The organism is Actinoplanes sp. NPDC051859 (assembly GCF_044452725.1).
Classification (GTDB): Bacteria; Actinomycetota; Actinomycetes; order Mycobacteriales; family Micromonosporaceae; genus Actinoplanes.
Window position 1 is genome coordinate 435,316 of record NZ_JBITBX010000005.1, and the last position, 13,716, is coordinate 449,031.

At 71.1% G+C, this 13,716-nt stretch carries 14 protein-coding genes, 1 pseudogene and 1 riboswitch; of the genes and pseudogenes, 10 read left to right on the top strand and 5 right to left on the bottom strand.

Features of this window, described 5'->3' with window-relative positions; genetic code table 11:
• Position 1: 1 nt before the first annotated feature.
• Positions 2-78, bottom strand: a riboswitch (cobalamin riboswitch).
• A gap of 143 nt (positions 79-221) precedes the next feature.
• Together mycP and ACIA1L_RS16025 are read left to right on the top strand one after the other, a co-directional pair.
• Positions 222-1,442, top strand: coding sequence for a type VII secretion-associated serine protease mycosin (gene mycP / locus ACIA1L_RS16020; protein ID WP_396073455.1), 1,221 nt, complete (start codon positions 222-224; stop codon positions 1,440-1,442).
• A 40-nt stretch (positions 1,443-1,482) separates the two neighbouring features.
• On the top strand, positions 1,483-1,875 hold the full coding sequence (locus ACIA1L_RS16025) for a YccF domain-containing protein (RefSeq protein WP_396073456.1): 393 nt from the start codon (positions 1,483-1,485) through the stop codon (positions 1,873-1,875).
• Positions 1,876-1,882: 7 nt separating this feature from the next.
• Here the strand turns inward: ACIA1L_RS16025 and ACIA1L_RS16030 are convergent.
• Positions 1,883-2,618: pseudogene (locus ACIA1L_RS16030) on the bottom strand (class I SAM-dependent methyltransferase).
• Positions 2,619-2,777: 159 nt separating this feature from the next.
• On the opposite strand from ACIA1L_RS16030, the gene ACIA1L_RS16035 reads away from it, so the two are divergent.
• The gene (locus tag ACIA1L_RS16035; RefSeq protein ID WP_396073457.1) at positions 2,778-4,046 is read left to right on the top strand and encodes a CoA transferase; all 1,269 of its coding nucleotides are present in this window, start codon (positions 2,778-2,780) and stop codon (positions 4,044-4,046) included.
• Between the two features lie 32 nt (positions 4,047-4,078).
• Complete coding sequence (locus ACIA1L_RS16040) at positions 4,079-4,741, top strand: class I SAM-dependent methyltransferase (protein WP_396073458.1); 663 nt, start codon at positions 4,079-4,081, stop codon at positions 4,739-4,741.
• Positions 4,742-4,796: 55 nt separating this feature from the next.
• On the opposite strand, the gene ACIA1L_RS16045 is transcribed toward ACIA1L_RS16040, so the two are convergent.
• Positions 4,797-5,573, bottom strand: a complete 777-nt coding sequence (locus ACIA1L_RS16045) for a maleylpyruvate isomerase family mycothiol-dependent enzyme (protein ID WP_396073459.1) — start codon at positions 5,571-5,573, stop codon at positions 4,797-4,799.
• A gap of 336 nt (positions 5,574-5,909) precedes the next feature.
• Between ACIA1L_RS16045 and ACIA1L_RS16050 the strand changes: the two genes are divergently transcribed.
• The gene (locus ACIA1L_RS16050; RefSeq protein WP_396073460.1) at positions 5,910-6,203 is read left to right on the top strand and encodes a DUF1062 domain-containing protein; all 294 of its coding nucleotides are present in this window, start codon (positions 5,910-5,912) and stop codon (positions 6,201-6,203) included.
• A 409-nt stretch (positions 6,204-6,612) separates the two neighbouring features.
• On the opposite strand, the gene ACIA1L_RS16055 is transcribed toward ACIA1L_RS16050, so the two are convergent.
• Complete coding sequence (locus tag ACIA1L_RS16055; RefSeq protein WP_396073629.1) at positions 6,613-6,735, bottom strand: hypothetical protein; 123 nt, start codon at positions 6,733-6,735, stop codon at positions 6,613-6,615.
• Here ACIA1L_RS16055 and ACIA1L_RS16060 point away from each other — a divergent pair.
• Positions 6,715-6,825: a hypothetical protein gene (locus tag ACIA1L_RS16060; protein ID WP_396073461.1), complete on the top strand. Its 111-nt coding sequence runs from the start codon at positions 6,715-6,717 to the stop codon at positions 6,823-6,825. The genes ACIA1L_RS16055 and ACIA1L_RS16060 overlap by 21 nt on opposite strands.
• Positions 6,826-6,910: 85 nt before the next feature.
• Here the strand turns inward: ACIA1L_RS16060 and ACIA1L_RS16065 are convergent, their stop codons facing one another.
• Positions 6,911-7,771: a L,D-transpeptidase gene (locus ACIA1L_RS16065; RefSeq protein ID WP_396073462.1), complete on the bottom strand. Its 861-nt coding sequence runs from the start codon at positions 7,769-7,771 to the stop codon at positions 6,911-6,913.
• Between the two features lie 39 nt (positions 7,772-7,810).
• Positions 7,811-8,539, bottom strand: coding sequence for a TioE family transcriptional regulator (locus ACIA1L_RS16070; RefSeq protein WP_396073463.1), 729 nt, complete (start codon positions 8,537-8,539; stop codon positions 7,811-7,813).
• Positions 8,540-8,600: 61 nt separating this feature from the next.
• Here ACIA1L_RS16070 and ACIA1L_RS16075 point away from each other — a divergent pair, with 61 nt between their 5' ends.
• The 4 genes from ACIA1L_RS16075 (at position 8,601) to ACIA1L_RS16090 (ending at position 13,715) form a co-directional block, all read left to right on the top strand.
• Positions 8,601-9,752, top strand: a complete 1,152-nt coding sequence (locus ACIA1L_RS16075) for an erythromycin esterase family protein (protein ID WP_396073464.1) — start codon at positions 8,601-8,603, stop codon at positions 9,750-9,752.
• A gap of 37 nt (positions 9,753-9,789) precedes the next feature.
• Positions 9,790-10,995: an MFS transporter gene (locus ACIA1L_RS16080; protein ID WP_396073465.1), complete on the top strand. Its 1,206-nt coding sequence runs from the start codon at positions 9,790-9,792 to the stop codon at positions 10,993-10,995.
• A gap of 125 nt (positions 10,996-11,120) precedes the next feature.
• Complete coding sequence (locus ACIA1L_RS16085; RefSeq protein ID WP_396073466.1) at positions 11,121-11,984, top strand: lipoprotein; 864 nt, start codon at positions 11,121-11,123, stop codon at positions 11,982-11,984.
• Positions 11,985-12,056: 72 nt separating this feature from the next.
• The gene (locus ACIA1L_RS16090) at positions 12,057-13,715 is read left to right on the top strand and encodes a sulfatase (protein ID WP_396073467.1); all 1,659 of its coding nucleotides are present in this window, start codon (positions 12,057-12,059) and stop codon (positions 13,713-13,715) included.
• Position 13,716 lies beyond the last annotated feature (1 nt).

The following is a 13,716-nucleotide window of genomic DNA, read 5'->3' on the forward strand; positions in this document are numbered from 1 at the left end:
AGCGTTCTGACTCACGGACCCCTCCGGCGGAGGAACCGTTTACAGTGGCGCGACCGCACCGGAATTTCACCGGTTTCCCTCACGACGCCGCAGATGGTTCCCCCAACCTACTGGCGTGTGGATGAGCCGGTCAATCGCGCCCCCGGTCCCCACCAAGGCGGCTCCCCGCGGCGATCCCGGCGCCGGTAGCATCCAATCCGGTCGTTGCACGGGGGGAAGACATGCGCATGAGACAGGCGGTGGTCGCTGCCGCCGTGATGGCCGCCGGGCTGATACCCGCCACGCCCGCCCAGGCGAAGGCGTTCACCTGCCGTGAGCAACCCGGCGTCGCCCAGGTCAGCAAGGCCGCGCCGTACGAGGACCGGATGTTCGCCCCGGACCGGCTCCGGCCGTTCGCCACCGGCGCCGGCATCCGGGTTGCGGTGCTCGACTCGGGCGTCGACGACACCCACCCGCAGCTGCAAGGACAGGTTGACCGCGGCCGCGACTTCCTGCACGGCAACGCCGACGGTCGCCAAGACTGCGTGGGCCACGGCACCGCCGTCGCGAGCATCATCGCCGCCCGCCCCGACGCCGCGTCCGGCCTGCGCGGGCTCGCCCCGGCCGCCATCATCGTCCCGGTCCGGGTCAGCGAACGAACCGGCACCGAAGGCCCCGACAACGGTGAGCCGGCCAGCCCCGGCGCGTTCGCGGCAGCCATCGACTGGGCCGCCAGCCCCACCGGCGGCAACGCTGACATCATCAACATGTCGCTGGTCATGACAGACCCCAGCACCGCTGTGCGGGAGGCGGTCGAACGCGCCACCGACCGCGGCGTCGTCATCGTCGCCGCGGTCGGCAACTCCGGGCGCGACGGCGAGCCCAACCCCACGCCCTACCCGGCCGCCTATCCCGGTGTGATCGGCGTCGGCGCCATCGACGCAAGCGGCGTCCGCGGCGACTTCTCCCAGCACGGCACCTATGTGGACGTCATGGCCCCCGGCGTCGACGTCACGGTCGCCGCCCGCCGCGGCGGCCACACATCCGGCCGAGGCACCAGCTACGCCACGCCGTACGTCGCCGCGACGGCCGCCCTGGTCATGCAGCGTTTCCCCGCCTCCACGCCGGCCCAGGTCACCCGCCGCATCCTGGCCACCACCGACCCGGCGCCCGGCGGAGCCCGCAGCGACCGGTACGGCTTCGGCGTGCTGAACCCCTACCGGGCCATCACGGAAACCCTCGGCCCGGACACCCCGCCATCCCCGCCCGCCACCACCGTCGTGCCGGAGGACCCGGCGGCCGTCGCCCAGGCCGCGCGCCGCGACCGCGCCCAAAGCCAGTCCCTGATCGTGGCCGCCGTCGGCATCGGGGCGGTCCTGCTCGTCATCCCGTTGGCCGCCGCCGCCCGCCGGGGCCGCCGCCGGGACTGGCAGCCGGCCACCCCGGCAGACCCCCACCCGTGAGGCAGGCCTCGCGGTAGCGGCGATCAGGCATGCTTGAGGCGTGCGATTGATCCTGAACGTTCTCTGGTTCTTCTTCGGCAGCGGCCTGCTGCTCGCCATCGGCTACGGCATCGCCGCCGTGCTCTGCTTCGCGCTCATCGTCACCATCCCGTTCGGTGTCGCCGCACTGCGGCTGGCCGTCTACTCGCTGTGGCCGTTCGGGCGTACGATCGTCAGCCGCCCGGACGCGGGGATCGCCTCCGGCCTCGCCAACGTGCTGTGGGTCGTGCTGGCCGGCTGGTGGCTCGCGCTCGCGCACATCGTCGCGGGCGTAGCGCAGTGCATCACGATCATCGGCATTCCGTTCGGCATCGCCAACTTCAAACTCGTCCCGGCCGCGTTCTGGCCGCTCGGCCGGGAGATCGCCGACCTCGACCGGCCGACGACCGCCTGAGCGCTACTCAGCGCAGCACCAGCAGATCCAGGACATCCACCAGCGGCCCGGTCTCGGTTCGTGCCGCGGCGCGGATTCGTTCGACCCCTTCCGCGTACGCCGCATCGCTGATCAACTGCAACAACGTGTGCGCCTCGCGACGGAGCCCCGCGACGGCCTCAGGCAGCGACGACGCGGACACTTGCTCGACCGCGGTCAGGCTGGCCGCCGTGAATCCCGCGTCGGCGAAGGCGTCCCGGACAGCCGCAACGCTCGGATAGCGAGCAGCCAACACCGCTGCCGCTTCCGGCCAGTAACGGCACACCGTGATCCCCTCGTGTCGGCCCGGGAAGGCGGACCGGACGAGCACCGGGCAGCCCGGGCGCAGAACACGGCGGATCTCGCGGGCCGCGGCCGGCAGGTCCGACACATGGTGGATGACTGTCGAAAGCCACACCGCGTCGACGCTCGCGTCCTCAGCAGGAATGTTGCCGGCATGTCCTGGCAGGACTGGTTGCTCCACGGACCGCTCCCGCATGGCAGCCGACGGTTCGACGGCAACCACCGCTACGCCGGGCCACCAGGTGCGGAAGGCCCGCGACCAACTCCCCGTGCCGCTGCCGAGATCGAGCAGCCGCAGGCCCGACCGCGGGTCCACGTGCCGGCTGATCACCTCCCGCCAGGCGTCCAGCGCACCGTCAGCGAGGTGGCGGGGTCGCCGCGAAGGCGGCAGCATCCGCATCGTCGTACGCGATGAGAGCCATGACCCGCACTCAACCCGGCGGCGACCCCGACGCGCAACGAGCGCAGGATCACACCGTCGCCGGGTCTGCTGAGCAGTAGCGTGCTGCCATGAGCATCGACAGTGGAGGGCAGGTCTGCTCGCGCGAGCAGAGGTCCGAAACGCAGCGCGTGTTCGCCCCATGACGGGGCTACCAGTCGACGCGTGCGCCGCGGAAGCTGTATCGGCCTGCCTGACGGCCGCTGCCGAGCTGGCCGAGACGCGGACCGGCCACCGGCCCGACGTCAGCGTCGACCCGGGGCACGCCGCCGCCGCAGTGCGCAGCGAGCTCCTGCTGCGGGACCCCACGGGCGCCGGGGTGCCCGGGTTCGCGCCGCTGTCGCGGCTGTGGCCGGCCGCCGACGGCTGGGTCCGTACCCATGCGAACTATGACTGGCATCGCGCAGCGCTGCGCACGGCACTCGGGGTGAGTGACGACGCGGCGGTGGGCGCGGCGATCGCCGCGTCGACGGCGACCGACATCGAACAGCGGGTGTACGCCGCGGGCGGCCTCGCCGTCGCCGCGCGCACCCCCGAACAATGGCGGGCGGAGAACCCGCCGGACCACACGCCACTGATCAACACCTCGGTGCTGGGGCCGGCCCCCACGCTTCCGGCGGCTGGAGACCTGCCCGCGTCAGGATTGCGGGTGCTCGACCTGACCCGGGTCCTCGCCGGCCCGGTCGCCACCCGCATGCTGGCCGCGCTCGGTGCCGACGTGCTGCGCGTCGACGATCCGACGCGGCCCGAACTGGACTCGCTGCGGGTCGAAGGCATCATCGGGAAGGCCAGCACGCTCGTCGACGGGCGTACCCCCGAGGGGCGGGCCGTGCTCGACCGGCTGGTGACGCAGGCCGACGTGGTTGTCACCGCCGGTCGCCCCGGTGCGCTCGACCGGCTCGGGCTGTCGCCCGCGCTGATCGCCGAACGCAGCCCCGGCACCGTCGTGGCTACCCTCTGCGCCTGGGGCACGGCACCGGCCTGGTCCGGACGGCGCGGCTTTGACAGCCTCGTCCAAATCGCCACCGGCATCGGCGCCCTGACCAGCCCGGACGGCATCCGCCCTGGGGCGCTGCCGTGCCAGCTGCTCGACCACGCCACCGGCTACTTCCTGGCCGCCGGCGTGTTGAACGCCCTGAGCGCCCGCGCCCGTTCCGGTGTGGCCGCGCAGGTGTCCGTGTCGCTGGAACGTACGGCCCGCTGGCTCATGGACGCTGAACCCGACGCTGCCCAGCTCGAAGCCGACGCGGAACACTACCGGGTGCCGCTCGGCGGTGGGTGGACCGGTATCAGCCCGCCCGGTTCGCTCGACGGGCAACCCCTGCGGTGGCCGCAGCTGCCCGCCGCGTACGGATCGGCGCCGCCGGCCTGGCGGTTCCCCCTTCCGTTGCCAAATCGGCAACGAGGATAGGTGTTCGACCACCGGAGGCGCACAGTGGTCGAGTGATCGACGACAACGTGATCGAGCCCTACCGCGGCGACCCGACCGTCAAAACCGATTGGGACAACCGGTACGCCGAACGCGAGCAACTCTGGAGCGGCCGCCCCAACGGTGCGCTGGTCGCTGCAACCGACGGGGTGGCGCCCGGCCGAGTCCTCGATGTCGGCTGCGGAGAGGGCGCAGACGCCGTCTGGCTCGCCGCCCGAGGGTGGGACGTGACCGCCCTCGACGTGTCGGGTGTGGCACTGAACCGGGCCGCCGGACACGCCCGCGACGCCGGCGTGTCCGTACGGTGGGTGCACGCCGAACTGGTCGGGGCGCCGGTGCCGCCCGCGTCGTACGACCTTGTCTCCGCGCAGTACCCGGCCCTGTTGCGGACGCCCGATGCCGCCGCGGAACGGGCACTGCTGGCCGCGGTGGCGCCCGGCGGGACTCTGCTGCTGGTGCATCATGCGGGCATGGAGCACCGGACGGCCGAGGACAGCGGCGGTTTCGACCCGGCGGACTATGTATGGCCGCAGATGGTGGCGGCGCTGCTCGACGAGGACTGGGAAGTCCTCGTCGACGAACAGCGGCCCCGGGTCGACCCCGGCGGCGGTGCGGGCGCCCACCACCACGAAGACGTGGTGCTGATCGCGCGCCGGGCACAGCCGCGGCACCGCTGAGCCGGCGACGCCGCCGGGATTCAGGGGCGGCCAGCGCCGCTGGGGATCGGGGTGCCTACACCTCGGGTTCCCAGGCGATCAGCTGATCGAAGACGCGCCGGTCGCCGCTGAGCTGCAGCGAGTCCATCGCGATGCGGCCGTAGCAGAACATGACCAACTCGTGGGCCGTGCCACGGGCGGAGGCGTATGCCACCTCCGGGCCCACGTCGGCGACCGGCATGGGAACGGGCTCGGCCCGCGCGCCATCGGCGGAGAACCAAAGCCGCCAGGAACGTCCCTCACTGGCGTGATAGTCGATGACCGCGGGCTGGTGCGGCCACGCGGCCGTCGTCGCGACGCACGTCGTCACGAACTCGTCGACGCCGTCCAGAGCCACCTCGGCCGGCAGCGGCTCCGGAGCGCCCACCGTAACCTGGGCGTCATAGGTGTGCACGGCAACCTGCTGGAGCTGATGGCGGGCTACGGCACCCGTCGTCTGCGGCGACTGCGACGGACCCCACCACGTCCAACACCCACGATCCGGTCCGGCCGCCCGCAGCGCGTCCAGCAACTCCGTCGTCGACGCGGTGAACCAGTCCAGCAGCGCCGCACGTTCCCGAGGCGCTGCTGGAGCCGTCACCGCCGGCGGAGCGTCAGCCGGGCCTGCGGCGACGATGGCGGCCCACCTGCGACGGCCCTCTCCCAAGTGCTGGACCAGGTCGAACAACGTCCACTCGGGGCAGGTCAGCACCTGCACGTCGAGGCTGGGTGCGGCGGCGACGGCGGCCCGGAACGCGGACGACCGCTCGTCCATCAGCCGCAACAGGTCAGCAAAGTCCAAAGTCTGTTCCACCGCGGCTTTGTACCACCGCCCTCCGATGATGGACAGCGGATTTTCCCCACCGCCGGCCGCGGAAATCCCGTTGCCCAGCTGTCCTCGGGTTGACCATGCTGACGCGCATGGATCAGTGACCAGTGGCCCACGCGCGCGACGAAGACGGGTCTGAGTCAGCCTCCCCGTCTCCGTGCACCGTGCCAGCCGAACCCGCATCGCCGCACCGGTGCGGGTTCGGCGTCACGCGACGTGATCTGCGCCGTCGCGCCAGCCGGCGAACTCTCAGGCCGGTTGCCCACCACTGGATCCGCGATGCCTCCGCGGCGCGCTCTCAGACCTTGGAATTGCCGAACCATGAGTAGTTCCCGCCCGATCCGCGGCGCTGACCGCAAAGCCCTGTGGGTGGTCAGCGAGCTCGGACTGCCCACCATCGTCAAAATCTGCGTGTCCTGCCCGTCCACCCGCCACCGCCCCACCGGCAAGATCCGAGTCAACGCCCACCACAAGCTGCTCGACGTGTGGCTGCTGATCTGCTGCGATTCCTGCGGCCGTACGTCGAAAATCCCCGTGCGTCGCGTGGTCAGCCCGGACGCATTCGCCTGCCCCTGCCTCTGGACGCCAAGGCCCGCGACGACTCCACCTTTCTAGTCGGCATCACATCACCGCCGTCCTCCGAGTTGGACTGAGATTTCCCGGCGCTCCGGTGACTGTGGAGCGCCGGGTTTCTGCACCGGCGGTCCGGCGGTCTCCGTCGCCCCTAATTATCGGATTACTGTTACTGGCAATCCTGCAATCCAAAATCGGACATAACGCCGACACACCATAATGACAGTTATGGTGTGTCGGTGTTCTGCACGAAGTGTGGCGAGACGAAGCCGCGCGATGCGTTCTATGACCAGCTGCACAGCACTCTGCCGCGCCGTCCGTGTAAGACCTGCATCAGCGCATACAAGAGAGCGCGTTACGCGGCAAAGGACGGTGACCGGGCGTCACACGCCCAGGCCCTTCGAGGGAAGTACCAGCTGACGCCGGCGGACTACGACCGGATGGTGGCGGATCAACGGGGCTTGTGTGCGATCTGCGGCAGGGCGGAAACCGTGAAAGGTCGGGGTGCGACCCCCGGCGACTTGCCGTCGACCACGACCATCGCAGCGGCGCGGTGCGGCAGCTCCTGTGCCATCGATGCAATGTGGTCACGTGGGCAGTCGAGGAAAATCCGACCCTTCTCGACGCCGTGCGGACCTACCTGGCACGCCACAGCGAGGCGTAGCAACGCCTCGCAGGAGGTTGTCGACGTGGCCCGCACTGGGCGAGTCGTTCACCGTTGCGTGCGGGACCGCTCCCGGAGCGCTCTGTCAGTTGAGGACGATGACGGCGGTCCCGGGTGTGATGGTGTTCAGCAGCGCCCGTTGACCGGCCCGGGGCACCCGGATGCAGCCGTTGGAGATGCTGTGGCCGAATGCGGCGTTGCGGTGCCAGCTGTGGAAGGCGGTGTGGCCGCCACGCAGGGATTTCGGCACCGAGTCGGGGTCGTCGGGGACCGAGCCCAGCACCAGCGCGTCCAGGCCGGCGTAGACGGCACCGGCCGTTTGGGTACGGCCGAGCACGAAGGTGCGGCCGCGTGGGGTGGGCGTCGCCGGCGCGCCGGTGGCTACCGTCCACGTGGCGTGGGGGAGGCCGTCGCGCAGCCAGGTCAGTTCGTGGGTACGCCGCCGCAGCACGAGCTGGTCCCGTAGCGGTGTGGCCTGCCATCCGCTGTGCTCGGGCAGCCACCCGATCGTCCGGTTGACCGATGGCAGGAGCACGGCCACCCAGCCCGGCTGTCGTTGCACGATCGGCACCGTGACCGGCATGGCGCTGATCGATGGCGGCAGGAAGGCGCGGGGTTGCCCGCCGGGCGCGTCGTATACGGCGACCCGTCGGGTGGGGTGCAGGCCGTCGGGAAGCGGCATGGTGGACGTCGGTGTCGGGTCGGCGGGCAGGCCCCGCACGGGCGTCCAATAGTCGATGACTTGCAGGTCAGCAGGGGCCGGCACCACCGGGCGAGCCTTCGCCGTGGCGGACGGTACGGCGGTCTGGGTCGGCACGGGCGCGGACGTCTGTCTCGGCAGCGCATCGGTGGACGCGGTCAGCACCGCGACGGCGACGCACCCCGCGACGACGCTCAGCAGGATCGGCGCGACGCGGGCGAACGGGATGTTTCGGCCACATGGCACCCGCTGAGGGTACCGGCTGATGCCGGGCCGGCTGTCCGGTCAGCGAGCAGAGCCACCCACATAGGAGTACTGGTCGAGGTAGGTGTGTAGGGCGGCGGCGCCGGTGAGCAGGGCGCGGCTTCGGGTGGTGAGGCGGGTGTGCCAGTCGTGCAGGGTGGCTTCGAGGGGTGCGACGCCGCCGGCCGTACGGACCTGGGCGATCAGGGGTGCGATCTGGTCGAGGAGGTAGCCGCCGCGGCGGAGTTGGTGGGTGAGGAGCGCGTCGCGGATGTCGGCCTCGGTGTAGACGCGGTAGCCGGTGTGCGGGTCGCGGGTCGGGCGGAGCACGCCGGCGGTTTCCCATGTGCGCAGGGTGGCGGGGCGGATGCCGAGGCGTCGCGCCAGCGGGCCGACGAAGGTGTCGCCGCGGGTGGGGCCTGCCGGAGCGAGGTCGGTGAGGGCGGCTTCGACGGCCCGCAGGGTGCGCCGGTCGTCCAGCAGCTGGGCGTGGCTTTCGTCGATGAAGTGCAGCGCCGCGGCGATGTCGGCTCGGTGCACCGCCTGCATGATCGAGGTGGCGGTCGGGTGGCCGTGTCCTGGCAGGAGGGCGAGGAAGGCGCGCAATGCCTGCGCGTGCCGCGGCGTGTAGGTGCGGTAGCCGTGTGGGGTGCGGTGCGCCGCCGGGAGGATGCCGTCCGCCTCGTAGTTGCGGACCGCCTGGGTGGACAGGCCGTGTTCCCGGGCCAGGTCGATCGGCCTCAGCCGTACCGTGCTTTGAGGGTTTGGCATGCTTTTCCCGGCAAACGTCGAAGGAAGTCTCAACCGTTGGTTCAACGATAGCGTTGAGGGCATGACTGTTGGGGCCAGGGATGTCGTGACTTTGCTGGAACGCACGCCGCGGGTGTTGGCGCTGGGTGAGCCCACTCATGGCGAGGAGACGCTGCTCGACTTGCGCAACGAGATGTTTCGGCAGTTCGTGGAGCTGGGGCTCTACCGCACGATTGCGGTCGAGAGTGACTGCCTAGCGGGCCTGATCGTGGACGACTACGTCACCGCGGGCGTGGGCGAGCTGGATGATGTCGTGGCGCGCGGGTTCAGCCACGAGTGGGGTGCCTTTGCCGGCAACCGGGAGCTCGTGCGCTGGATGCGCGGCCACAACGAGGGCCGGGCCGCCGCCGACCAGGTGCGCTTCGCCGGGTTCGACGGGCCGTTGGAGATTTCCGGCGCGGCCAGTCCCCGGCAGGCGCTCACGGCGCTGCACGCGTACCTGAAAGATCGGGTTGAGGTGCCCTGCTCGGTGCACGTGCTGGACCAGCTCATCGGCGCCGATGAGCGGTGGCCGGATCCGGCTGCGATGGGGGATCCGGCGAAGTCGGTCGGCCGCACCGGCGACGCGGTGCAGCTGCGGCTGTTGGCTGATGACCTGGCTGCGTTGCTCGATGAACAGCGCCCTCGGCTGATCGCGACGTCGACCGCGCAGGACTGGGAAAGAGCGCGACTGTACGCGCGGACCGCGACGGGGTTGTTGCGCTACCACCACTGGATGGCCGACTCGTCGCCTGGTCGGATGGGCCGTTTGCTCGCTGTCCGCGACGCCATGATGGCGGCTCATCTGCGGGCGCTCGCCGAGCGGGAACCGATCCTGGTGTACGCCCACAACAGTCACCTTCAGCGGCACCAAAGCTCGATGCGGATGGGCGGGCAACCGGTGCAGTGGTGGAGCGCGGGTGCGCACCTCAGCACGGAGCTCGGCGCCGACTACGCGTTCCTCGCCACCGCAGTCGGCACGATCACGCACCGCGGCGTGGACGTCCCGCCGCCGGACACTCTTGAAGGTGTTCTGTACGCCCGACCAGCGCAGCGGTGCCTGGCGGCTGTTGCTGAGCTTGCCGGCGCCGCCTTGGTGGCCCGCGAATCGCCGTGGTTCGGCTACGCCCCGCTGGACCCGGCATACCTGGGCCAGGCCGACGGTGTGGTGTTCGTCAAGGACGCCGTGTCCTAGGGCGTACCGGCGGCTGGTCTCTGCTTGGATCTGCCGGGTGAGTCGGCAGTTCCGGTGGCTGTGGGCGGCGTACACGGTCAGTACGGCCGGCACGTGGCTCGGCTTCGGCGCGCTCGGCGTGCTCGCGATCCTGGTGCTGGACGCCGGGCCGGCGCAGGTGTCGCTGCTGTCGGCGGCGGGACTTGCGGTCGGTGCCCTGGTCGCGGTGCCGCTCGGGCCGTGGGTGGAGTTCCGCCGCAAACGGCCGGTCATGATGACGATGGATCTGCTGCGGTGCGCCGCCCTGCTCAGCATCCCGATCGCGTACGCGTTGGGCTGGCTCACCTTCGCCCAGCTGGTGGTCGTGTCGGTGGGCACGGCTGCCGCTGACATCGCGTTCAAGGCCGCCAGTGGGGCGTACCTGAAAGGTCTGGTGCCGCGGACTGAGCTGCTGGCCGCGAATGCGCGCTTCGAAGCGACCACCTGGACCGCCACCGTGGTCGGGCCGCCGCTCGGCAACGCCGCGCTGAGCGTGTTCGGGCCCGTGACAGCGGTGACGGCGGACGCGCTCAGCTTCATCCTGTCGGCTGCGGGTCTGCGCGCGATCGGTGGCGACGAAAGGCGGCCTGTCCGACCGGACAGTCCCCGCTGGCAAGCCCGCGACCTGCTGGACGGTTGGCGTTATCTCCTGCGCCATCCGACGCTGCGCCCGCTGTTCGCCAACACAGTCCTCGTGAACGGCCTGATCATGGCGAGTGCACCGCTGCTGGCCGTGCTCATGCTGGACCGGCTCGGCTATCCGCCCTGGCAGTACGGCCTCGCGTTCGGCGCTCCCTGCCTCGGCGGACTGCTCGGCGCCCGACTGGCCGGCCCGCTGGTCGAGCGGTACGGCCAGCACCGGGTGTTGCGCGTTGCGGGGACGCTGCGTGCCTGCTGGCCGCTCGGGCTTGCGTTCATCGGCGCGGGCACCGGCGGGCTGGTCCTGGTCGTGGCCGTCCAGTTCGGCCTCGTGGCCTGCATGGGGGTGTTCAACCCGGTGTTTGCCACCTACCGGCTCGAGCAGACCGCCAGCGACCGGGTGGCGCGCACCCTGGCCGCGTGGTCGGTCACCAGCAGCGCGACGATCGCCGCCCTGACTGCCGTCTGGGGTGTGCTGGCCACCGTCACCAGCTTGCGGACCGCGATCGCCGCGGCCGGGATCGTGCTGCTCGCCACCCCGCTCCTGCTTCCCAGCCGGGACGCGTCTAAGCTCCGGACCCCGTGACGATCACCATGAATCTTGTCCGGGGGCGAGCAATCGTGGCGGCGGCTACCGCTGTGTCGATCCTTTCCCTGACCGCATGTCAATCCACCGATGAAACAGCGCCGGCTGCGCCAGCCTCTGCCGCGGTGCCGGCCGTCGCCACCGGGCTGACCAAGGACTGCCAGGCCGCGGCCGAATCGGTCCGGACCCTGATCAAAGACATGATCACGCAGATGGCGGCCGGGGCGAAGGATGACTACGCCGGCCTGCGCAAGGCGTTGGCCGGGTACGCCGCCACCGCACGTTCGCAGGCCGCCGGCTTCACCGACGCTGGCCTGCGGACCGCCGTGGAGCAGCAGGCGGCGGCCGCCGAGCAGTTGTCGAAGGCCAAGGACCCCACCGACATGGAGACCCCGGCGTTCGAGAAGGCGACCAGCGATCTCGAGAAGGTTTGTGCGAACGCCCTCACACCGACGGTGGGGCCGGGCACGCCGACCGTCCGGGTCGGGACCGCGGACAGCGCCTGCCCGCTGCCGGTGTCGTTCGACCTGGTGGCGCTGTGGAAGCCGAAGGCGGTCGACGCCGCCACGGTCGACGCGTTGGGCAGCCTGGCCAGCAACGGGCCGTTCACCGGGGTGTGTGAGATCGACGGCAAGCCGGCCGGGGAGGTCGCGTTCCTGCGGGTCTACGCCGCGAAGACGCCGACCGGTAGCCCGCGGGCGAGCGTGGAGGCTTTCGTCGAGGCGGAGGCACCGGAGGCCCGCAAGAAAGGCAACTACGAGGTCACGAAGATTCAGTACTCGGACGTCACGATCGCCGGGCAGCCTGCCGCCGAGGTGACGTGGGAGGCGAACAACAAGGCACTGGACCACCTGAGCAAGTACTCGGCGTTCGCCGTGTCCACGCCGAAGGGCATGGTCGTCGTGAAGTTGTCGCCGTTCGGAGCCGACGAGTACGACAACGTGCTGCCCGCGTACGAGGTGGCGAAGAAGACGCTGACGGTGGGCTGAGCCACCCGCACCGAAGGGCGCTTACTCTGGGTGGAGGTTCGTTCTCGCCCGCCAGCGTTAAGGATCACCCGGTTGTCTCGTCCGCGTCGTGTCGCCGCGGGGGCTGTCACTGCCCTCGCGGCGCTTCTCGTGTACCTCGCCCTGGTGGTGCCGGAGCAGATCGCTCAGCTGCCCGCGGGTGCCTCGCCGTGGGTTGCGCTGCTGCGGCTGCCGGTGGAGGCGCTGCTGGCCGCGGCGATCCTGCTGGTGCTGCCGGCGCGGATGCGCAACGCGGCGGCTGTCGCCTTGGGTGGGGTGCTCGGGCTGCTCACCGTGGTGAAGATCATCGACGTGGGGTTCCTGGCGGTGTGGGCGCGCCCGTTCGATCCGCTGCTGGACTGGCCGCTGTTCGCCGACGCGTACCGGTTCGTGCGGGACTCGTTCGGGACGGCGGGCGCCATCGGCGCGGCCGTGGGGGCGGTTCTGCTGGCTGCGGGCGTACCCGTGTCCATGGTGTATGCGGTGCGGCGGTTGGCCGCGGTCGCGGCCCGGCATGACCGCCGGGCCCGCGCCGGGGTGGGTGTCGCCGCGGTGGCATGGCTGGCGCTGGCAGTGTTCGGGGTGTCACTGGTGCCGGGCGTCGCCGTGGCGTCGGACAGCGCCGCCGTGTTGGCCCGCGATCAGGTGCTGCGGGTTCCGGCGGCGGCACACGACCGACGTGAGTTCACGTCGGAGGCGGCCGCGGACGCGTTCAGAGACGCGCCGCCGGCGTCGCTGCTGACCGCGCTGCGCGGCAAGGACGTCATCTTCGCGTTCGTGGAGAGTTACGGCCGGTCAGCCCTCGAAGATCCGCGGCTCAACCAGCAGGTCAACGAGGTGTTGGCGGCCGGCACGGCCCAACTTGCCGACGCCGGGTACGCGTCCCGCAGCGGGTTCCTCACCTCGCCGACCACCAGCGGCGGAAGCTGGCTGGCGCACTCGACGCTGCATTCCGGGGTGTGGGTCGACAACGAGCAGCGCTACCGGTCGCTGGTCGCCACCGACCGGCTCACGTTGACCGGCGCGTTCCGCAAGACCGGGGCCTGGTCGACGGTCGGGGTGGAACCGGGCATCACGTTCGCATGGCCGGAGGCGAATTTCTACGGCTTCGAAAAGCTCTACGACTCGCGCACGCTGGGCTACGCCGGTCCGGCGTTCGGCTGGGCGCCGGTGCCGGACCAGTTCACCCTGAAGACGTTCACCGACCGGGAGTACCTGCGGCCGGGCCGCGGTCCGCTGCTGGCCGAGATCACCCTGGTGTCCAGTCACACCCCGTGGGCGCCGGTCCCGTCGTTGGTCGGCTGGGACGAGCTCGGCGACGGGTCGCTGTTCGCGGCCCAACACCGGGCGGGCCCGTCCGCGGCGAAGGTGTGGAAAAACCCGGCCAAGGTCCGTGCCGGCTATACGCAGGCGGTCACGTATTCGGTCGGCAGCCTGATCTCCTGGGTGCGCGAGTACGGCAACGACGACCTGGTGCTCGTCATGCTGGGCGACCACCAGGCCGCCCCGATCGTGGTCGGCGACACCGCCAGCTACGACGTGCCGATCACGATCGTGGCCCGCGACCGCACGGTGCTGGACCGGGTCGCCGACTGGGGTTGGACCGACGGGCTGAAGCCGGACCCGCAGGCGCCCGTGTGGCGGATGGACACCTTCCGGGACCGGTTCCTGACCGCGTTCGGCGCGGGCGGCGACCACCCGCAGCCGCGCTGAC